Origin of the sequence: uncultured Aquimarina sp., from assembly GCF_947500065.1 — a bacterium.
Taxonomy (GTDB): Bacteria; Bacteroidota; Bacteroidia; order Flavobacteriales; family Flavobacteriaceae; genus Aquimarina.
In genome coordinates this window covers 341,147-360,119 of sequence record NZ_CANMQT010000003.1, presented here as the reverse complement: position 1 = coordinate 360,119, position 18,973 = coordinate 341,147, and the positions used below count along the sequence as shown (strand labels likewise).

General features: G+C 31.0%; 21 protein-coding genes. 8 read left to right on the top strand and 13 right to left on the bottom strand.

Annotated features, from left to right (window positions below):
* Positions 1 to 31 precede the first annotated feature (31 nt).
* A complete protein-coding gene (locus Q0975_RS11605) occupies positions 32 to 1,138 on the bottom strand; it encodes a hypothetical protein (RefSeq protein ID WP_299436785.1) in 1,107 nt (368 codons plus the stop codon).
* A 243-nt stretch (positions 1,139 to 1,381) separates the two neighbouring features.
* On the opposite strand from Q0975_RS11605, the gene Q0975_RS11600 reads away from it, so the two are divergent.
* Complete coding sequence (locus tag Q0975_RS11600) at positions 1,382 to 1,513, top strand: hypothetical protein (protein WP_299436783.1); 132 nt, start codon at positions 1,382 to 1,384, stop codon at positions 1,511 to 1,513.
* A 136-nt stretch (positions 1,514 to 1,649) separates the two neighbouring features.
* Here Q0975_RS11600 and Q0975_RS11595 read toward each other — a convergent pair whose 3' ends face one another.
* From Q0975_RS11595 to Q0975_RS11565, 7 genes are all read right to left on the bottom strand, one after another.
* On the bottom strand, positions 1,650 to 2,048 hold the full coding sequence (locus tag Q0975_RS11595; RefSeq protein ID WP_299436781.1) for a thioesterase family protein: 399 nt from the start codon (positions 2,046 to 2,048) through the stop codon (positions 1,650 to 1,652).
* Between the two features lie 21 nt (positions 2,049 to 2,069).
* Positions 2,070 to 2,984 carry a DUF5777 family beta-barrel protein gene (locus Q0975_RS11590; protein WP_299436779.1) on the bottom strand — a complete coding sequence of 305 codons (915 nt, stop codon included), beginning with the start codon at positions 2,982 to 2,984 and terminating at the stop codon, positions 2,070 to 2,072.
* Between the two features lies 1 nt (position 2,985).
* Positions 2,986 to 3,531, bottom strand: coding sequence for a YceI family protein (locus tag Q0975_RS11585; RefSeq protein ID WP_299436777.1), 546 nt, complete (start codon positions 3,529 to 3,531; stop codon positions 2,986 to 2,988).
* Positions 3,532 to 3,549: 18 nt separating this feature from the next.
* Entirely contained in the window at positions 3,550 to 3,978 is a 429-nt protein-coding gene (locus Q0975_RS11580) for a hypothetical protein (protein WP_299436775.1), read from the bottom strand.
* Between the two features lie 11 nt (positions 3,979 to 3,989).
* On the bottom strand, positions 3,990 to 4,337 hold the full coding sequence (locus Q0975_RS11575; protein ID WP_299436773.1) for a cytochrome c: 348 nt from the start codon (positions 4,335 to 4,337) through the stop codon (positions 3,990 to 3,992).
* A 310-nt stretch (positions 4,338 to 4,647) separates the two neighbouring features.
* A complete protein-coding gene (locus Q0975_RS11570; RefSeq protein WP_299436771.1) occupies positions 4,648 to 5,490 on the bottom strand; it encodes a hypothetical protein in 843 nt (280 codons plus the stop codon).
* A 357-nt stretch (positions 5,491 to 5,847) separates the two neighbouring features.
* A complete protein-coding gene (locus tag Q0975_RS11565; protein WP_299436769.1) occupies positions 5,848 to 6,966 on the bottom strand; it encodes a LytTR family DNA-binding domain-containing protein in 1,119 nt (372 codons plus the stop codon).
* Between the two features lie 333 nt (positions 6,967 to 7,299).
* Between Q0975_RS11565 and Q0975_RS11560 the strand changes: the two genes are divergently transcribed.
* From Q0975_RS11560 to Q0975_RS11550, 3 genes are read left to right on the top strand one after another with little or no spacing between them, the layout of a single operon-like run.
* Positions 7,300 to 7,725, top strand: a complete 426-nt coding sequence (locus Q0975_RS11560; RefSeq protein WP_299436767.1) for a hypothetical protein — start codon at positions 7,300 to 7,302, stop codon at positions 7,723 to 7,725.
* A gap of 4 nt (positions 7,726 to 7,729) precedes the next feature.
* Positions 7,730 to 8,278, top strand: coding sequence for a YceI family protein (locus Q0975_RS11555; protein WP_299436765.1), 549 nt, complete (start codon positions 7,730 to 7,732; stop codon positions 8,276 to 8,278).
* On the top strand, positions 8,268 to 9,173 hold the full coding sequence (locus tag Q0975_RS11550) for a DUF5777 family beta-barrel protein (RefSeq protein ID WP_299436763.1): 906 nt from the start codon (positions 8,268 to 8,270) through the stop codon (positions 9,171 to 9,173). The genes Q0975_RS11555 and Q0975_RS11550 overlap by 11 nt, the downstream gene beginning before the upstream one ends.
* An 82-nt stretch (positions 9,174 to 9,255) precedes the next feature.
* Here the strand turns inward: Q0975_RS11550 and Q0975_RS11545 are convergent, their stop codons facing one another.
* Positions 9,256 to 10,821, bottom strand: a complete 1,566-nt coding sequence (locus Q0975_RS11545; RefSeq protein WP_299436761.1) for a M28 family peptidase — start codon at positions 10,819 to 10,821, stop codon at positions 9,256 to 9,258.
* A gap of 219 nt (positions 10,822 to 11,040) precedes the next feature.
* Here Q0975_RS11545 and Q0975_RS11540 point away from each other — a divergent pair, with 219 nt between their 5' ends.
* Genes Q0975_RS11540 through Q0975_RS11530 form a run of 3 tightly spaced genes read left to right on the top strand, consistent with a single transcriptional unit; the run spans position 11,041 to position 13,966 of the window.
* Entirely contained in the window at positions 11,041 to 12,090 is a 1,050-nt protein-coding gene (locus tag Q0975_RS11540; protein WP_299436759.1) for a DUF3667 domain-containing protein, read from the top strand.
* 54 nt (positions 12,091 to 12,144) lie between these two features.
* A complete protein-coding gene (locus tag Q0975_RS11535) occupies positions 12,145 to 13,707 on the top strand; it encodes a protein adenylyltransferase SelO (RefSeq protein WP_299436757.1) in 1,563 nt (520 codons plus the stop codon).
* Positions 13,708 to 13,717: 10 nt separating this feature from the next.
* On the top strand, positions 13,718 to 13,966 hold the full coding sequence (locus Q0975_RS11530) for a peptide methionine sulfoxide reductase (RefSeq protein WP_299436755.1): 249 nt from the start codon (positions 13,718 to 13,720) through the stop codon (positions 13,964 to 13,966).
* Between the two features lie 71 nt (positions 13,967 to 14,037).
* On the opposite strand, the gene Q0975_RS11525 is transcribed toward Q0975_RS11530, so the two are convergent.
* The 4 genes from Q0975_RS11525 to Q0975_RS11510 all read right to left on the bottom strand — a co-directional run bounded on the left by Q0975_RS11525 (position 14,038) and on the right by Q0975_RS11510 (position 18,446).
* Positions 14,038 to 16,227, bottom strand: a complete 2,190-nt coding sequence (locus Q0975_RS11525) for an acylase (RefSeq protein ID WP_299436753.1) — start codon at positions 16,225 to 16,227, stop codon at positions 14,038 to 14,040.
* A gap of 41 nt (positions 16,228 to 16,268) precedes the next feature.
* A complete protein-coding gene (locus Q0975_RS11520; RefSeq protein ID WP_299436751.1) occupies positions 16,269 to 17,150 on the bottom strand; it encodes a LamG-like jellyroll fold domain-containing protein in 882 nt (293 codons plus the stop codon).
* A 233-nt stretch (positions 17,151 to 17,383) separates the two neighbouring features.
* Positions 17,384 to 17,872 (bottom strand): hypothetical protein, encoded by a 489-nt coding sequence (locus Q0975_RS11515; protein ID WP_299436750.1) that lies wholly within the window; start codon positions 17,870 to 17,872, stop codon positions 17,384 to 17,386.
* Between the two features lies 1 nt (position 17,873).
* Positions 17,874 to 18,446, bottom strand: a complete 573-nt coding sequence (locus Q0975_RS11510; RefSeq protein WP_299436748.1) for a sigma-70 family RNA polymerase sigma factor — start codon at positions 18,444 to 18,446, stop codon at positions 17,874 to 17,876.
* 140 nt (positions 18,447 to 18,586) lie between these two features.
* Between Q0975_RS11510 and Q0975_RS11505 the strand changes: the two genes are divergently transcribed.
* Positions 18,587 to 18,922 (top strand): DUF6249 domain-containing protein, encoded by a 336-nt coding sequence (locus Q0975_RS11505; protein ID WP_299436746.1) that lies wholly within the window; start codon positions 18,587 to 18,589, stop codon positions 18,920 to 18,922.
* Positions 18,923 to 18,973: the final 51 nt, after the last annotated feature.

The following is an 18,973-nucleotide window of genomic DNA, read 5'->3' as shown; positions in this document are numbered from 1 at the left end:
AATAATGATGAAACTGGAATATCTTGTTTCATTACTTTACCCACCAACTGTTTCCGGTTTTTAACGCCAAATTTCCGTTAGATTCTCTTTGTATAATAATAAAACCATCTCCTAATTTATCCAGTTGTTGTACATTAACATAGGGTAGGTTTACATAGTCAACACCTTCTGCGGCACCTTTTTTTGTCACTGGAGTGGTAAGTGAATCTTTATAGGCAGCAAGATCTTTAAAATCCATTTTCATTAGTGGTCTATTGCTATTTGCAATAAGTAAATAACGATTTCCTTCATTTTCGATTTCAATCATATCAACTGGAGAGTTTCCACTTCCTAATTCAGCAACTGTTCTTCCTTTATGATGTTTACCTGGCTTGATTTCATTCATTGGAAAAACTACTAATGGGGTACACGTATAACCAGCAACTATATGTGAATCTCCATTGATTTTAGTTGGGATAAATGTTTTTATAGGAGCGTGGGTTTCATATTTCCCGTGTGCAGCGTGATAAATTTCTAATGAACTAGATGCCTGTTTATCACTAAATGGAAAATCAATTGATCTAAAAGTAGAAGCAAATTCTTGATTACTTAAACCGGATAATAGAATTTTTCCTTCTGTATATTTAAGATCCGCCACTGCCCATTTACGTAACTTTCTACCGCGACGGTCTTTTGCTTCTTCGGAAACGGCATTTTGTAAAGCTGTTTTACTATGAGAAACATTGTCCAGAGGAACTTGTTTTAATACATTATCTACTACCCTTAATAGTATGGGTACACCAGAACTATGATTAATCGAAAGATAGATGTTATTATTCTCCGGATTTACTACCATATCAGTGATCTGAATCTGATCGATAGTTGTCCCCATCATATCAGATATTAGTTTGTCTAGTTGATCTAGTTTTACTTTAGAGTTATCGACTTTAGGGTGCGCACTTAGGTCAATTGCTATAATCTGAGCGGTATTACTATCGCCAATAAAAAGAATTCCTTCTGGACCAAAAGTCATTTTGTGAATAGAAGTTATACCTGGATCTCCAGTTTTAAAATTAGCTTTTAAGGAGGAATTAGCTTGTGCTTTACTTACAAAAAAAGATAGGATCAATGAAATAATGAAAGTAATGAGTGTTTTCATGATGTGTGATTTATGAATAGATCGATGGTTTTAAAATTAGTAAAAATGAATCTTGTTTACAGTTAAATAAATGCCAATAATAGACTTATAATTAATTCTTGTAATAGGAGTTAAATAAATTCCCTCTAAACTTTAGACCATTGAACATCTATAAAAACTACCCGAAAAGGGTGGTAAAAGCTGTTATATCGTTCCATACTTTTGAGGTAACAGTTTTTTTAAACAATATTAAATTTTTGAAAAATGAAAGAAAAACAGGTGAATTTTAATGGTAAAGAATTAGGCGGACAAGAAATCAAAAACCTGAAAGTTATATTTGGAGGAAACCTTTCTCTTGATGAAATTCAGGATGATGAAGCTGCTGAAATGTTGTAATTCTTTAAAAAGATTATAGTAAAAGAGGCTGAATTCTTTATTTTGATTTAGAATTCAACCTCTACCAGTAACTAACCACTTAATTATAAAAAATCTTCACAGCAATTTTTATCCCCTTTTGTGAATAATAGATAATTCAATTAAGCAGTCGATCTATAATCTTTTTAGGCGGTTTAATAATTTCTTGTTGTGCATTATCAAACCAATATAGCTTTGTATTTGCCGTTACGCATAATTCGTTATTAGCATTAAAAAAGCGGTTTCTAAAAGTCAATTTCCATTCTTTATAATCAACATCCAAAAGTTCTAAATTCACAAAAAAAACTTGAGTGAACATTAAGTGTTTTCTAAATATTAAAGATTCTATGGATTCTTGTAAGTCAATCTTAAGCATTTCTCTTTTTCGTTTAGAATATCCTTTTTCCAGCAAGAAGGCATTTAGTAAAGATGATGTGTAATTATGGTAAGCAACATCTTGCATGACCATAAAATCATCCACATCTTCTCCTTTAACTTTATAATTTTTTCTATACATTTTAGATCATTTAATAATTATTTACAGACCGGCTTCTTTCATTGCTTTCAGTTTTTTCTTTTTCTTATTCCCAACTTGGAAAGCTCTAGAAATATTAAAACCTAGATGTATATCTCCTTCAAAAAAATCATCAGTGGATTCAGTGATAAAGCTTTTCTCAATCATCGTTATAGAATTAGAGAGGATTATTTGGAAGATGTGTCCTCCGGTTTCTATATCTACTCCAAAAGCTAATGAATTAGAAGAGTTAATGGATTCTAATGGATTTACTGTATAAAAGTATTCTCCGTTTATAGAAACCCTATTTGTTAACTTTATTCTACTACCAATACCAACGGCAAAAATATCATGAGGATCTTCATCTATTTTTACAGAATTTCTATGGATATAAGTTGGAGTAATTTGTAATGAAAACCCTGAACTGAATTTTCTAGCTATTAGTACTTGAGAAACATAGGATAACTTTTGACTAAAACTAGGTTCATTTTCTGGATCAAAATCTTTTAAAGTCCTGTATGCAACACTTCCAAAAAGAGATGCTGTAAATGGAAATGAATTTTTACCAGAACTTTGTTTTAAGAACTTGTACTTAACAAACCCATCATATGTTTTATCAAAACTACTTCTACCAACCCCTAACATAATGTCATCTGATAAGCCATACTCAAATGCAAAACGGATATTAGACTGATCTAACCCATATAACTCATCAGCACCTAGATTAACTCTCCCAAATCGGTGAGATATTACAAACTCTAAGGTTCCTTTTTTTCGATTCTCTACAGAATGACCATTTAATATTCTGGTTCCTTTGAATGTCGAAGTAGTATAATTTTTTGTTTGTGGAGTCTCTTCCTCTAAAATATCGAATAGATCTTGGGCAAATGTATGTGAACTAATTGCCCATAGAGTAAAAACCATTAAAAGCTTCTTCATATTATTTTTTATAAGGTTTGTGATCTAATTCGAATGTTACTTTTATAGTTTCGGCGATATTATTTACAACTACGGATGGTATCTTAATTCCAAAATCAGCAACCTTCACCGGAAAATCTCCTGCTAACGTTATACTTCCTTCTGTTTTATTAATTTTACCCTGAGTTTCTAATTTTTTAGTAACACCATGAATCGTGATATCTCCGACTATAGATACTACTTGTTCGTTTCCAGCAATGTTTTTGAAATCCAGAATTTGACCTTTAAAAATGGCTTTAGGGTATTTGTCAGATTCTACATAATTTTCATTAAAATGTTCTTGCATCAATGATTTCTCGAACATAAAGGATTTCATTAGTATAGAAATAGCGATAGTCCCTGTTGATGTATCTATGATACTTAGCACCTGATTGTTGTTAGCTTCAATATCTTCTGCAGGAGAGCTAGAAAAAAAGGAGGCATATCCTTGTTTAGTTAAGAATTTTCCTTGTCCAAATGAAATAGTAGAGAAAAGGAAAAAGCATAATAATATATTTATTGATTTCATAGTTTTAAAATTTAAATGTTAATAAACAAGTACACATTTTACCAATATTACATCCATTAGATACCCAGTGCAGATACCTTTAATAGTGATTTTTTGTTCTTTTTTTAAGCTATTTATTTTTTTGTTTTCTTCTGGAGATAAATGACATATTACGCTGCCAATAGAGTTTTCATTGCTCAAAGTAATTATCCCATTACCATCTTTATTGGTGGTTATTTCGGATATGGCACCGCTTATCTCAATTATTTGATCTAAATATTTTGAATTCGCCTGTGTTTCATCATTTAGAAAATCATCCAATAAAACACTAGATTCTATGGATATGTTTGGTGCAGTTTCTGACACATCTATATGAGGTTTGTTATATACAGCGGTGTAAATAAACGTTCCTATTAAGGCTATAATCAGCATCGAAATGATGACTATTATTCTTGTTTTTCTTGTCATAAGATTTAGGTTTAATTGTTTAATGCTCCACTTTCTATCCAGCAACGAATCATTTCTATCTGATCATTGGTTAATGATCCTCCTTGAGGCATTGTTCTATTAACAACTTGTGTTTTAACAATTTCAGCGCTATTACTTATTCCTTGATGGGTTCTTAAATCAGGAAATCGATTACCACCATGACATTGAATACAGTTGTTATCAATAATTGATTTAATGCTAGCTGTAAAAGAAATAGTGGGATCGCACGATTCTTCTGCGATTACACCAGATTCTTCCTCTACATTATTCTCGCACGAAAAAAAAGTAATAAGTACTATCAGTACAAGTATGTTTTTTAATTTTAAAATATTCTTCATTTGTAATGGGTTTTAATAACAGGAGAAGAGAAAAAAAACACCCTTCTCCTGATGATCAACTAACTAACCTACTTAAACACTTTATATGTTGATTTTTTTTTTTGAAACTGATGATAAAGGCTTCTTCATTGTTAATATTTAATTACTTTTTGGTAGTAATCGAAATAAAATAGGAGTAATGATTAATAGGATTATCTTCTTCATTTTTTATATCATTTATGATTTGAGAATAAGAGGAAGGAATTATGTTTACACTTCCTCTTATAACCAACTAACTAACTACTTATAAATAAACCTAAAACTTACTCTTTTAGAGTGATGTCGTATCTGTATTAACTACTGGCCATATACCTGGCGAAGGAACACTAATTCCATAGTTATCTCCTCTTTCTGTATCTTGTCCGAAATAGTAAAGAGGTCTTCCCTTATAGGTTAATTGTGATCTGCCAAAAACATCTATAGTTCCGAAATCACTAGCATCCAAAATACTTGGTAACCTATCTATATCTATATGGAAAATTGGCCAAATTCCATCATTAGAAAAATCTTGTGCAGTATAATTATTATCATCTTTGGCATCGTTGACAAAAGCATAGATTGTTCTACCAGTACTACTTGTCATATAGAATGTAAGTTCATCTCCGGCAACATACTCACTGGTAAAGTTTAGATCATTTCCATCACTATCTCTACCAACTAATTGAGCTTCTGCATACATTAGGGAGTAATCAGGTTTAGCAATGTACCAGTTGTCACCTATTTTATCGCCATTAGTATCTCCTGCTGCGTTATCATTAGCAAAATAATATAATGGCCATCCTTTATAAGTTGTCTGTTTCTCTCCATCTGTTCTAGTAATTACACCAAAATCATTGGCATCTAAACCATCATCTAGTGTTAAATCAGCTTTATAAAATATAGGCCAAGCTGTTTTACAGTCATTGTTACATTCTGATTGTTCTTTAGAATCTCTTGAAAAGAAATAAAGTGACATACCTTCTGTATCAGTAAGTATTTTTCCGTGTATATCGTTGTCAGCTAGTTGTACAGCATTAGCTTCTGGTTCTGGAATGATTTGTTGATCTGTATCATCACTACTACAACTTGATAATAATGATATGGAAACGAGTAATAAGAAAATTGATTTTTTCATTTTAAATTATTTATGATTTATGCCACAAATAACAATCAATGAGGGAGGTAAAATCAAATTAATGTGTGTGAGAAGGAAAAAATAGTCTTGAAAAGGAAAAAAAAGCTTTGAAATTACAATGGAGTTTTTGTTTTCAAAATTATATTAAAATCGCAAAAGAAAACAAAATATAAAAACTTGATTTGCAGTGTATTAAGTTGTTTTTTCAAGAAATGTTCACCTAATGTCTACCTAAATCGTCTTTAAAAAAAAGATTCTGTATCCGTCAAAACCACTAGTTATAAGGGCGATAGGGAAATACCAATTTATGTTTATAAACTTAGAGAAGAATGCTATTGTAAGAAAGACAAATGGCTACTAAATATTTAGCCATTGTCTAAATTCTGCCGCTTTGTTTTTACTTATAATTATTTCAACGTCCGAATCTCTGATCAAAATTTTAAGTTGGCTATTTCCATATTTAATAATTTTTGCTATCGCAGTAATACTAATTATAAACTGGCGATTTGCTCTAAAAAAGAGAGAAGTATCCAAATTCAATAGTAAATCATCTAAGCTATCATTACTAGTAGATTTTTTGCCATCAAAACATACAATGTATGTTATTGTGTTTTCTGTGTATATGTAGGATATGTTATTTATAGGAACTGGAACCAATTCGTTTCTGATATAGGTAAGAATTCTCTTTTTACCAGATTCTTTTGAAGATTCTACCATTGATTCTAGTGATTCTTCTTCGATATTTTCAACTACCTTTTGTTGATATGCGATAAGATCCGTATTTAATTTAGATAGGTTAAGTAATTCACTTTCTAAGCTTATGTTTTTTTGTTCTAATTGTTTTTCATAATAACTTCCAATAATTCGAACCGCAAAAAAGGAGGATAGAATAATCAATCCACCCATTAGAGCAAAAATGGTATAAAAACTTGTTTTTAGCTTTCTGATTTGCACACTTATTTTATTAAGATTGATATGAGCAGCAACAATTAGATCTGAATCTTTTACAGGGGATATATAAACAATTTCTGATTCTGTATTAATACCAGGAATAGTATCACTTTCTTTTTTTTGTTTAAGTAGAAGATAATATAATTTGTCAGAACTGTTTTCTTCGTTTAATGACTTAAGAAGTGATTGATCAGAATTTACTTTTTGACCAACTTTTGTTATATCTGGATGACATACTTCTTTTCCTGACCAATCAAATAAACAAATAAAAGAGGCTTGATTATGAGTGTTTTCAATGACATCCTGAACATTACTTATAATCTTTTGTTTGTCTGTTCCATCTATTATTTGATAATGGATTAATTTAGCTATTTCATTAGCTTCTCTTTTACTGGATTCTAATTGTATCTCAATTAATTGATTAGCACTAACCTTAATGAAGTATTTTACACCAAATGAAGCAATAATTAGAAAAATAACGGATATGGAAATAAAAGTTAAAAAATATAATCTGTCTTTTCTCATTGTTTAATAATCTGATTTGGATACTCAAAAGCTATATACCACTATATGCTTAACGAATTTCTGAAAACGAAAATACTATATTTTCTTGCGATTGTTTTTAAATCAAGAAAGAATTATAACTCATTTCAATGTCTTTTTTTCCTTTTTAAACTCTATTTTTCATTCTTATAAAAGTTTTTTTTCAAGAGTGTATTAATTCCTATTTATTTGCCAGGAATTATTATTTAGAAAAAGAATGAAATAAACCATTCAAAAAGGATAGATTTTTTTTACATTTTTGGAATGTGTTTTCCATATTACGTAAAAGAATAAATAATAGCTTTCATATAGCAAATGAATAAAAAAAACAAAATAACTTTTTTACTTTTCACTCTATTTTTGATAGGAAGCCTTTGTGTTTATTTTGGATATTATAATAAACCGAAAATTAATATAATCAACATATCCACAGAAATAAATACAAGTTCTGAAAAGCTTACGGTATCATTTATTAAGAATGAGGAAAATGCAAATTCAATTTACAAAGGTAAAATTATCGAGGTAGAAGGTATTGTAAAGGAAGTTACTTTTTTAAATAACCGAAATACAGTAATATTGTATGGTGAAAATAAACATTCTGGCGTACTGTGTGATATGCAGTCTAATCAAATTATGAAAGTGAAAAACCTTAAAAGAGGTCAGAAAGTTATGATCAAAGGAATTTGTAAAGGATTTCTAAAAGACGCCATCCTATTAAACTGTATGCTGATTAACCAATAAAGCAATGAATAGAATCATTATTCTACTATTTCTTTTGACAAATTTTATAAACTCTGATGAAATATCGGATCAAGTTATAACACGTCAAGGACATGTCTCTTTCTTTTCTTATACTTCTGTAGAAAATATAGAAGCGAAAAACAATCAAGTTTTGAGTATAATTGATTTCTCAAAAAATGAGATAGCCATAAGTATGTTGATGAATGCGTTTGTGTTTAAGAAATCATTAATGCACGAACACTTTAATGAAAGTTATATCGAATCTGATTTATATCCGAAAGCTACTTTTCAAGGTACTATTATTGATTTTGATCCTTTAGTGGAAGGTACTCAGACTAAAATGGTAAAAGGAACACTTACGGTACGAGATATTGCTAAAGAGGTCGAGATTAAAACAAATATTGAGAATATCAATGGAAAGTATATCATAACTGGTGATTTTGAAGTTGTTGTTAAAGATTTTGATATTAAGATTCCACCGATTCTAGCACCCAATATTGCTAAAATTATATCAATTAAATTCAGATTTGAATATCAGTCATATGAGAAATAATAAATTTTTTCTTCGATTTATAGTTATACTAATTGGATTTGGTAGTTCTATAAATGCCCAAGATTTACTGGAAAAACTAGAGAAAGAATATCCAGATAAACCTCAATATGAAATAGCCACATTCAAAGGAACTCGTATTTCACTAGGACACTCAATTGAAAATAGAAGAAAAGGAGTTTTAGAAGTAAAGGCGATGAATTTGTTCTGGAATATTCCAGATTATCCAAGTCAAAGTTTTGTTGCTGATAAATGGACGGCAAGAATAGCTTTAGAATATGGTTTATCAAATAGATTAACTTTTGGAGTTGGTGGATCCACATTAGATGGTATTTTTGATGGATTCTTAAAATATAATCTTGTACGTCAAAGAAGAGATAAAAAAGGCATCCCATTAAGTATTACACTTTTTCAAAATGCTTCATATAGAAGCAAAAAGAATGAATCTTATGGTGGTATACCATTATCTGATGAGTTTATAGATCGGATGGCATTTACTAGTCAGGTTTTGATAGCTCGTAAATTTACTCCTCAATTCTCATTGCAACTCTCACCAACTTTTATTCATAAAGGTTCTTCTAGTTTCGAAGAAGATCCACAGAATCATTTTGCAATAGGAATAGGAGCAAGGTATAAAGTAGGAGGTCATGTATCTATAGTATCAGAGTACTACTATTTAACCAATCCAATGAAGTCAATTGACACTTATGATGCTTTTGTATTGGGTGTAAATTGGGAAATGAGTGATTTAATGCTTCAATTTCAGATGACGAATGCAAGAAATATGGTAGAAGATGCATTTATTACACAAACTCCTAATAACTTTAACCTTAGTGATGGGAATTTTGTTTTTGGATTTAATGCCACGTATGTTTTACATTTTAATCAAAAAAACTGATTCAAATGCTATTATAAATAGTAAAGAGGCTTGATTATCTAATCAAGCCTCTTTTTATTTTAGGAAATAATATAAGTCCTAATTATTTTTTTTCAGCTTTATCAGCAATAATTCGATTCTCACGATTTGCTAATTCCCAAGCAGTATAGAATACTAATCTAGTTCTGTTTTCTAATAAATCATACTCGATCTTATCAGGAGTATCACTTGGTTGGTGATAATCATCATGAGTACCATTAAAATAGAAGATCACAGGAATGTTATTTTTTGCAAAATTATAATGATCTGATCGGTAATAGAAACGATTAGGATCATTTTCATCATTATATGTATAATCAAGTTCTACATTCGTGTACTTAGTATTTACTTCTTCAGAAATGTTATGCAACTCAGTACTTAATTTATCACTACCAATTAGGTATATATAGTTTCTGTTTCCTTCTTTACGTTTAGGATCTGTACGACCAATCATATCAATATTTAAATCGGCAATTGTATTTTCTAATGGAAAAATGGGATCCATATCTGTATAGTAGCGAGATCCTAAAAGACCTTTTTCCTCACCAGTTACATTTAGGAATAATATAGAACGTTTAGGTCCATTACCGTCTTTTACTGCTTTGGCAAAGGCTTCGGCGATTTCTACAACAGCGACTGTTCCAGAACCATCATCATCAGCTCCGTTATATACTTTACCATCTTTTATACCTTCATGATCTAGATGAGCAGATATCACAATGATTTCATCTGGCTTCTCAGATCCTTTAATAAATGCGGCTACATTTTCTGAAGATATTTTCTCGGCATTGTTTTTATAATCTAAGGTCATCTTAGTTTTTAGAACAGCCGATTTATCATTTGTATCTATATCATTCAGGAAGCTTTTACCTAAATCACTATTAATAAGAAAGAAATAAGCTTCTTCCGTAGTATCTGAAAGTGACATTCTACCAGAAGCGTTTCCGAATTGTGCAGCAGCCATTTGATATACTTCAGGAAAGTAAAAGAATACAGCTTTTGCTCCTTTTTCTTTAGCAACATCTCTTTTTGCAGAGAATTGTTGTCTCATATTAGACCATTTAGATGCATCAGTTGTCCCAGAAATAGTAAAGGTGCCGTCAGCATTTTTTGGTTCTCCTGATTTAATAAGAACTATTTTATTTTTGACATCAATATCAGTATAGTTTGAGAACTTTTCATCTTCAATTCCAAAGCTTGCATAGATGATTTCTTCAGTAGACAATGTACCGGTTGGTCCTGCGGAAAGTGATATTAAATTTTCAAGATATTTGAAATCTTTTCCATTTACACTTAGAGCCACTTCCGGATTTTTCATTATATCAAGTGGTACTTCTTGAAAATAATTGCCATCACTTTTTGCAGCAGGAACACCATATTTTATGTAATGCTCCTTTAAAAAGTTAATAGCCATTTTTTGTCCAGGCTTTCCAGTTTCTCTACCCTGAAATTCATCAGAAGCATAGGTGTATAAAGCTGTTTTAAGATCTTCAGCAGTTATTGTATTTGCATAAGTAACAGGATTACTAACTACTTTTTTTGTTTCTGAGGATGTACTTGTAGTATTTTTTGTTGTACCACAAGCCGCAATGAGTGCCGTTATTGCTAAAACGGAAATTACTTTTTTCATAAAAGATGTGTGAATGTGAATTTTTTGATTTCGATCAAAAATACAAGAAAATATATTGATTTTTGTTAAGCACTTGCAAAAATAGATTCAATACTATTTTCTTAGAACATAATATATAGTACTATTGCTATAAAGTAATTAGTATATAAAGGAATTGATTGATGAAGATCAAATTAAATATGTAAATTCTTTTTGTACATTTAAAAAAAACGATTTAGAATGCCAACAACCGATCGATGTAAAAATTGTGAAAAGTCTTTTGATGAATCTTTTGATTATTGTCCATACTGTGGACAGGAAACAGCCGATAAACTTACGTTTGGAGTACTGTTTAGTAATACTATAGGTAATTATTTTGCCGTTGATGCTCGTTTTTTTAGAAGTTTTATTCCGTTGATGACCAAACCTGGTGTCTTGGCAAGGCGATTTGTTGATGGAAAACGTCTTTCATATTTGCATCCGGCACAGTTTTATCTTTTTGTCTCGGTTGTGTTCTTTTTCGCTTTTTCATTTATTATCAGAAAAGCTGATGATAATCTAAATCAAACATTTAAAAAAGAATTTGGTAGAGAGGTTACTTTAGATTCGATACAATTTAAGAAAGATTCTATTGGTTTGGAAATTGCAAAAAAGGCATTAACAGAGAATGTGGGTCTTTCTAAAATAGCAGAAAAAGATCTTAAAATCCTTGATTCTGTGATGTCCGCTGAACAAAACTCATCTAATCTCTCATTCAGTTTTAAACGAAAACAGTTAGACTCCTTAATAGATATAGGTGCTCCTCAAAATGAGAAATTGAAAATGATGGGGCTTGAAGAAGATGACGGAGTTATCACTGAAAAATTCTATACTCAAATACTTAAGTTTTATGAACAAAAAGGAGGTGGTATCTTGAAAACATTATATGACACCATTCCTATTACTATGTTTTTAATGCTACCATTATTTGCTTTCATTCTAAAAATATTTTATTGGAAAAGAGCAACTTTTGCGCATCATATGGTGTTTAGTTTCTATTTTTTTACATTTATATTTACATCGCTCTGCTTACTAATATTGACCAATGCTATATTAGAAATACCAATATGGTTGAAAGTATTATTCTTTTTGTCGTTTATTATTTATCTCGTTCTTGCGCTGAAAAACTTCTATAAAAGTTTTTGGTTATCGGCTTTGGTCAAAGGAATCGTTATTTCTTATGTATATATCATAATTATTGTTCCAATAGCGATAATAGGAGTAATGGCGGTTTCTATATTTCTATATTAGAAACTAAAAAAATATATCATACTATTTTTAGAATATGATTACAGAAAATTAAAAATGAAATTTAATATACAAAATACTTTTTCTGAAGAATTACCTTCAGATCCAATTCAGGAAAATTACCGGAGACAGGTTAGGAATGCATGTTTTTCTTATGTTAAACCAAAGAAAACAGCTAATCCAGAGATTTTACATGTTTCAGAAGAAATGAGGCAGGAGTTAGGGTTTTCTAAAGAATATGTTCAGTCAAAAGAGTTTTTGCAGATAATGACTGGTAATAAGGTTATAGAGAATACCATGCCATATGCCATGCATTATGGAGGGCATCAATTCGGCAACTGGGCAGGACAATTGGGAGATGGACGTGCAATCAATCTGGCAGAAATAGTTCATAATTCTAAACGTTGGGCGATTCAGTTAAAAGGAGCTGGAGAGACACCATATTCTCGTAATGCAGATGGCTTAGCGGTTTTGCGCTCTTCTATTCGAGAGTATTTATGTAGTGAAGCGATGCATCATCTAGGTGTACCAACGACAAGAGCATTGTCCCTTGCTACGACAGGAGATAAAGTACTAAGAGATATGCTGTATGATGGAAATTCGGCTTATGAAAAAGGCGCTATCGTATGCCGTGTAGCACCTTCTTTTATTCGTTTTGGAAACTTTGAAATCTTAGCAGCTCATAAGGATCATAAGAACTTAAAACTACTTGCTGACTATACGATAAAATATTTTTTTCCTGAAATAAAAGAGCGTGGTAAACTATCCTATGTAGCACTTCTAAAAGAAGTCAGCAAAAGAAGTTTGAGTATGGTTATAGATTGGCAACGTGTTGGTTTTGTTCACGGAGTCATGAATACTGATAATATGTCTATCCTAGGTCAAACAATTGATTATGGTCCTTATGGATGGTTAGAAGATTATAATCACGGTTGGACTCCTAATACTACAGATAGTCAGTTTAAACGTTATAGATACGGAACACAACCGGAAATAGTTCTTTGGAATTTGTATCAACTTGCTAATGCATTATACCCGTTAATAGAAGAAGTAGATCCTTTAGAAAAAGCATTAAATGATTATCAAGAAACCTATAAGAAATCATATGCGAATATGATGATCACTAAAATTGGATTGTTTTCTGATCAGGAAAATGATCATCTTTTAATACAGGATTTAGAAGAGTTACTGCAGCTCGCAGAGACTGATATGACGATTTTTTTTAGGCAGTTAGCTAACTTTAAGAAAGGGAAAGCATCTGATTGGTATGCTATAATAAAAGATGCCTTTTACAATCTTAATGATATAGAAAATGATATTAAAAATAGATGGAATGATTGGTTTTTAAAATATGATGCTAGATTAGAAAAAGAACAAATAGGAGATACCCAGCGAAAAGATCAAATGAATAATATCAACCCTAAATATGTTCTTCGAAATTATATGGCGCAGTTAGCTATTGATGCTGCAGATGAAGGGGATTATAGTTTGATTGATGAGTTATATATGATGCTAAAACGACCTTATAGTGAACAGCCAGAATATGAGAAATGGTTCGTGAAACGTCCGGATTGGGCTAGGGATAAAGCTGGTTGTTCGATGTTGTCCTGTAGTTCTTAACTTATTTATTATGGTATTGGAAGCGATACAAAAAATTCCTATTGGATATTCTGAAGGAATCTATAATAACAAAAAGTATAGCATTACTAAAGAGGTTTTTAATAAAGGAAAATCCTTCAAGATATATGCTAAAGAATTACAAGGAAATGATTTTATCAGCTTAAATTATTATATCACATCCACTTCAGAATTATTAAAACCTTGTGAAATGCCTCAACAAAAGGTTATCGATTTTCTAAATAATGTTGATGTGTTATGATTTGTTGCTTTTTTTGTAATCACTTGTTATGTGAAGAATTAAAGGATATTATTTAAATTTTTAATTTAACTCTATTTCTCACCAGGATGATATGTTTTTTTAGCACGTTTTAGGACATCCTCTTTGTAAAAAGCGGCATCTTTAAATTGTACATCAACATAAGGTTGTATTTGATCATCAAAATGTTGAGAATCTGGATTTCCATTCTGACCACCAGCCAAACTGGTTTTAGCTTTTACCTTATCTCCAAATTCTACAACCGCAACAAAACTATTTCCTCTGGTACCATAGATTTTTTTGGTATTGTTTGTATAACGTTCTCCATAAGCAGCAAGTGCTCCCCAACGTCCTGAGGCAAATCCAACAGCTGTACTTGGTTTACTATCATCAAATGGTTGTCTGATATCTCCATTAATACGTTGAAAACGATTTACATCACCCCAAGGAAGAATCCCTCCAAAATCAGATTCTAATTGTGTTAATGTTTCTTTAAATATGGTTATTCTTTCTTCTAATGGTGATTGTGTACCAAAATAGGTAAGGAGTTGCATATCGCTAATACGTTCTTCAGGTCTTTTTCCTTTTTTGGCATAGTTTGTTCCATAAAAGTGAGCCAATGTCATTGCTAAAGATTCTTTTGAAGTTCTATAGTCCCAATTTCGTAAGATTTCGATACTACTTCCCAATTCTTTGGTTTTATCTATTTTATCGTATGCTTCTACCAATCCAGGAATTAATTTTGCAAATGCAGGTAAATATGGATCGTACGCCAATGCTATAAGACTATCTATGGTATATTCTTTTTTACCCTTTAGTAGTTCTATCGCATGAACACCTCTGAAATTTTCACGATCTATTGACATATAGCGAGGATACTCTTCTTTTTTAGGACTAAATTCTAATGCTGCTGTATATGGAGTCGAGTTACAGTTCTGAAGCCATCCATTAGTAGGATTTAAGAGTGTTATCGCCTCATCAACAGGATGTAATCCATTCCAATCGGTTTTGGGATTACTTCCATCAACCGCTTTAGTGTAATCAAAAGACTGATCACGAACCGGAATAAAATTACCATGAAAGTACGCAATATTTCCCTCAGCATCAGCATAGACTGTATTGTTTGATGAATTTGTCTTTATATCCATCATAGTACGAAACCCTTTATATCCATTCTGTTTGGTACGTATATAAGATTGTTCTAATGCTTTCACAGGTTCCCACATTAGAGCCGTAGCTACCCATTTTCCTTCTTTAAGATGTGTAATAGGACCGTGGTGGGTGCGATATGCTGGAAATGTTTTTTCTTTTATAATATCACCCTCTTTATACTTTAACGTAACATCATACTGTTCCACGGGACGCAGTTCATCACCATACTGGTACATTGGTTTTCCTTCTTTCTTTATGGTTGTTTCAATAAATTCATCAATAACATCCGTATATGTAGAAGTGTGCATCCAACCTGTCTTTTCATTAAAACCTTGATACACAAAAAACTGCCCCCAAGTTACAGCTCCATATGCATTTAGTCCCTCTTCGCTAACCACATGTACTTCTCCTCTAAAATAAAATGAAGTATGTGGATTAATTAACAACATGGCATTTCCGGATTGTGTTAATGATCCAGAAATTGCTATTCCATTAGAACCTTGTGGTTCTAACATTTCCTTTTCTTTTTGTAGCGAAAGCTCTTCTGTAATTGGCATTTCCATACCACCTTCATACATCGCTCTGATTTTACGAGTAGAAACTCGCTCTATATCTCCTCCTATAGAACCTTCACTAAAATACATAGGCATCCAGGGTTCAAAATGAGTAAGTAATCGAGGTTTTACTTCAGGATGTGTTTTTAAATAATAATTAATCCCGTCAGCAAATGCAATACATAGTTCCTTAAGCCATTGTGGACTATTTTCATAATTTGCTATCGCTTCTTTTTCTGTCATAAAAAGCTTTGCTCTTAAATCACTGTAAATAGCTTTTTCTCCTTCAACTTCGGCTAAGCGTCCTGTTGCCCAAATATAATTTTGTTCTACACGATTAAAATCATCTTCACATTGAGCATATAAAAGTCCAAAAACAGCATCTGCATCTGTTTTACCATAGATATGAGGTACTCCAAAATCATCTCTTATTATAGTTGTATTGAATGCACGAGATTTCCATCGTTGTTCTTCTTCACTGGTTTTTATTTTTGTTTCTGTTTTGCAAGAAAAAAAGAGCAAGGCAGTAATACTGAAGATTATGATTTTAAAACGCATATAGTTTTAATTTTATAATAGGTTGTGAAGTAGGTGAGTTTTTATTTTAGAAGCGTATGAACTCCATTTTCTAATGCATGTAATGTGGTAATTTCTTTTTGGGTAAGATTTCTATTATATATAGAAAGTTCATCCATCAATCCAATATATCCTAATCCCAAATAAATATTTGATTTATCCAGTTCCCAGGAAAACGGATCAGTAATTCCATTTCTCTCTCCTTTTAATATACCATTAATATATAAAGAAGTTTCTCCTTTTTCTGTATTTAATCCTTTGAAATTGATAAGAATATGTGTCCAAGTTCCTTTGGCAAAAGGTGGTTTAGAAACTGGGAGTAATTGTTTAATAAAATCTTGGTCATCATTATCAGAAATTGTGGTGTCCTTTTTCCAAGCTGTTTTATCTCCAATAACTCCAAGCCTGAAATCTCTTGGATTATCTTTTGTAAAGTCGACCCATATAGATGCATCATTATAACTAACATCTGTAATTTGAATTGGATCACAATACCCTGGATCAAGATCAGTAGCTGGATCAAGGTTTAGCCAAAAAGATACAGCACCGCTCCAATCTTGAGTATTGTAAGCAATGTTATCAGTACTAGGATAATAGATATACCCCTTACTATCAGAGCCGTATAGTAATCCATCGCCATGTAAACCTTGCCCTTTGGCTATGCTTATATCTTTTTTATGTAGTCCTACCTGAGCAGAATCTCGAGCCTTACGAGAAGGAACTGTATATAATTGTGGGTCACCTAGGGCAAAATCAGCTTCTACACCTTTATCAAAAGAGGCATAAAAAGTTAGTGCTTCTTTTAAATCATTGTTTTTCGTGTCGGATCCACAAGAAATTGCAAAAGATGATAAAATAACATAGAAATGTACTTTTAAGAAAGTATGGAGTTTAGGAGATGTCATGAGATATTTTGTGTGAGCTAATATGGATATAAATATATAAAAATAATACCCATCATATGTAGTGGTGGGTACTGGATATGAAAGTTTTAAATAAACTTTATGATATCGCAGGAATTAAATTTCGAAGAATGAATTGAAACAAACGACCTACATCAAAAGCTTTTAATGGGTTTACTTAATCTTATATTAATATTGAATGATATGCTGTCCATTCAGTATTAATTTATAAACACTTAATTATCAGGCAATACATTGCGCATTGTTTGAAATATTTTTTCTATTGATAAAATAAATACAGCACTAACCATAATACATACTAATATAATAGGGGTTTTTTTTATATATTCTAAAGCAGAATAAATAATATCTAAGAACACGCTGTTTACTTCCATTTGTTCTGAATTATTATAAATTTCACAAAAGAAAGAAGTAAGAAGAATACTCGAAATGATGATTCCTAGAACTTTCTTGGAAATCAAAGGTTCAATTACCTGATTATCATCATTCTTTTCTATGAGAGAAACGACATTTTTTGTGAAATCACTATCAACAGGGTCTAGCGTATTATGATTTAAGATCTTATTCATAACAACATCTTCTGTTCTTAAAAAAGCTTCATTTTCCTGAAGCATTTTCAAAAAATCTCTTGTGAAATCAGTATTAGGGCGTTCTAATCGTTCATTTTTAATCCACTTTATTAGAAGTTTATCTTTTTTATTCATTTTATAGAATATTTTTTAATTCATCTTTTAATAAGCCATTCAATTCTTTTTTCAGCTTTTTTCTTGCTCTGAATAATTTAATTTTAATATTCGCTTTAGATAAACCGGTAATGACATGTATTTCTTCAATACTATTTTCATCAATATAAAATAAGGTAATTAGAAGCCCTTCTATACCAGGTAATGAATCGATGGCTAATTTTACAAAATACTGTTTATCTTTATATTGTAAGCTTTCTTCTTGAGAGATAGTTGGGGATTTTAATTTCTCATGATCTTCATTAATGAGCGTTTGCGTATTGATTTTGTTTTTTCGAAGATCATACAGAGCAGTCCTATAGGTAATAGTATACAACCAGGTAGAGAATTTAGATTCTTTCTTAAAAGCATGTATTTGTTGATATACTTTTATAAAACTTTCCTGAGCTATATCTTCTGCTTCAGTTCTGTTTTTTACAATTTTTAAAGCAATATTATACACCATATCCTTATACTTATCAACGATATACGATAATGCTTCAAAATCACCTTGCTGTATTTTTTCGATATATATAAAGTCTTCTTCTGAGCTCATCCATACTTAGGATGCTATTTTATGTTTAATGGTTACACTTAATATTGTTTTAATCAAATTATTAATCAATCATTATCTACAATGTGTAACCTTATAACTAAAAAGTGCATCTTATTAGATAACCATTAAAAATTAAGAATATGGATGGAAATATTATAGTACCTATTTCTTTTTTAGTTTCTGTGTTTGGAATCATTTACATATATATTACCTCGAAGCATAGAGAACGTATTGCTATGATAAAATATGGAGTGAGTGCTTCTCAATTAACAAATAAGAATAGAGATTTGGCCCAATCATTAAAATATGGAATGTTACTTATAGGTATTGCTGTGGGAATTTTAGTAGCATACTGTATAAATTTATTCGTGTTAGAAAAATATCATCCGGTATTTTATTTTTCTATGACATTTTTATTTGGAGGAATCAGCATTATTATGAACTATAAGCTGGAAAAAAGGAAAACAAATACTTAAAAACTAATCTATCACCAATTAGAATTTATAATCAAAACAATCATTTCATCA

Excerpts from the sequence above, each read along its gene's own strand:
- Q0975_RS11570 (WP_299436771.1), bottom strand. The coding sequence starts at position 5,490 with ATGAAAAAATCAATTTTCTTATTACTCGTTTCCATATCATTATTATCA.
- Q0975_RS11510 (WP_299436748.1), bottom strand. The coding sequence starts at position 18,446 with ATGAGCTCAGAAGAAGACTTTATATATATCGAAAAAATACAGCAAGGT.
- Q0975_RS11540 (WP_299436759.1), top strand. The coding sequence starts at position 11,041 with ATGCCAACAACCGATCGATGTAAAAATTGTGAAAAGTCTTTTGATGAA.
- Q0975_RS11550 (WP_299436763.1), top strand. The coding sequence starts at position 8,268 with ATGAGAAATAATAAATTTTTTCTTCGATTTATAGTTATACTAATTGGA.
- Q0975_RS11545 (WP_299436761.1), bottom strand. The coding sequence starts at position 10,821 with ATGAAAAAAGTAATTTCCGTTTTAGCAATAACGGCACTCATTGCGGCT.
- Q0975_RS11565 (WP_299436769.1), bottom strand. The coding sequence starts at position 6,966 with ATGAGAAAAGACAGATTATATTTTTTAACTTTTATTTCCATATCCGTT.
- Q0975_RS11535 (WP_299436757.1), top strand. The coding sequence starts at position 12,145 with ATGAAATTTAATATACAAAATACTTTTTCTGAAGAATTACCTTCAGAT.
- Q0975_RS11530 (WP_299436755.1), top strand. The coding sequence starts at position 13,718 with ATGGTATTGGAAGCGATACAAAAAATTCCTATTGGATATTCTGAAGGA.
- Q0975_RS11585 (WP_299436777.1), bottom strand. The coding sequence starts at position 3,531 with ATGAAATCAATAAATATATTATTATGCTTTTTCCTTTTCTCTACTATT.
- Q0975_RS11525 (WP_299436753.1), bottom strand. The coding sequence starts at position 16,227 with ATGCGTTTTAAAATCATAATCTTCAGTATTACTGCCTTGCTCTTTTTT.
- Q0975_RS11560 (WP_299436767.1), top strand. The coding sequence starts at position 7,300 with ATGAATAAAAAAAACAAAATAACTTTTTTACTTTTCACTCTATTTTTG.
- Q0975_RS11520 (WP_299436751.1), bottom strand. The coding sequence starts at position 17,150 with ATGACATCTCCTAAACTCCATACTTTCTTAAAAGTACATTTCTATGTT.
- Q0975_RS11600 (WP_299436783.1), top strand. The coding sequence starts at position 1,382 with ATGAAAGAAAAACAGGTGAATTTTAATGGTAAAGAATTAGGCGGACAA.
- Q0975_RS11580 (WP_299436775.1), bottom strand. The coding sequence starts at position 3,978 with ATGACAAGAAAAACAAGAATAATAGTCATCATTTCGATGCTGATTATA.
- Q0975_RS11575 (WP_299436773.1), bottom strand. The coding sequence starts at position 4,337 with ATGAAGAATATTTTAAAATTAAAAAACATACTTGTACTGATAGTACTT.
- Q0975_RS11515 (WP_299436750.1), bottom strand. The coding sequence starts at position 17,872 with ATGAATAAAAAAGATAAACTTCTAATAAAGTGGATTAAAAATGAACGA.
- Q0975_RS11590 (WP_299436779.1), bottom strand. The coding sequence starts at position 2,984 with ATGAAGAAGCTTTTAATGGTTTTTACTCTATGGGCAATTAGTTCACAT.
- Q0975_RS11605 (WP_299436785.1), bottom strand. The coding sequence starts at position 1,138 with ATGAAAACACTCATTACTTTCATTATTTCATTGATCCTATCTTTTTTT.
- Q0975_RS11555 (WP_299436765.1), top strand. The coding sequence starts at position 7,730 with ATGAATAGAATCATTATTCTACTATTTCTTTTGACAAATTTTATAAAC.
- Q0975_RS11595 (WP_299436781.1), bottom strand. The coding sequence starts at position 2,048 with ATGTATAGAAAAAATTATAAAGTTAAAGGAGAAGATGTGGATGATTTT.
- Q0975_RS11505 (WP_299436746.1), top strand. The coding sequence starts at position 18,587 with ATGGATGGAAATATTATAGTACCTATTTCTTTTTTAGTTTCTGTGTTT.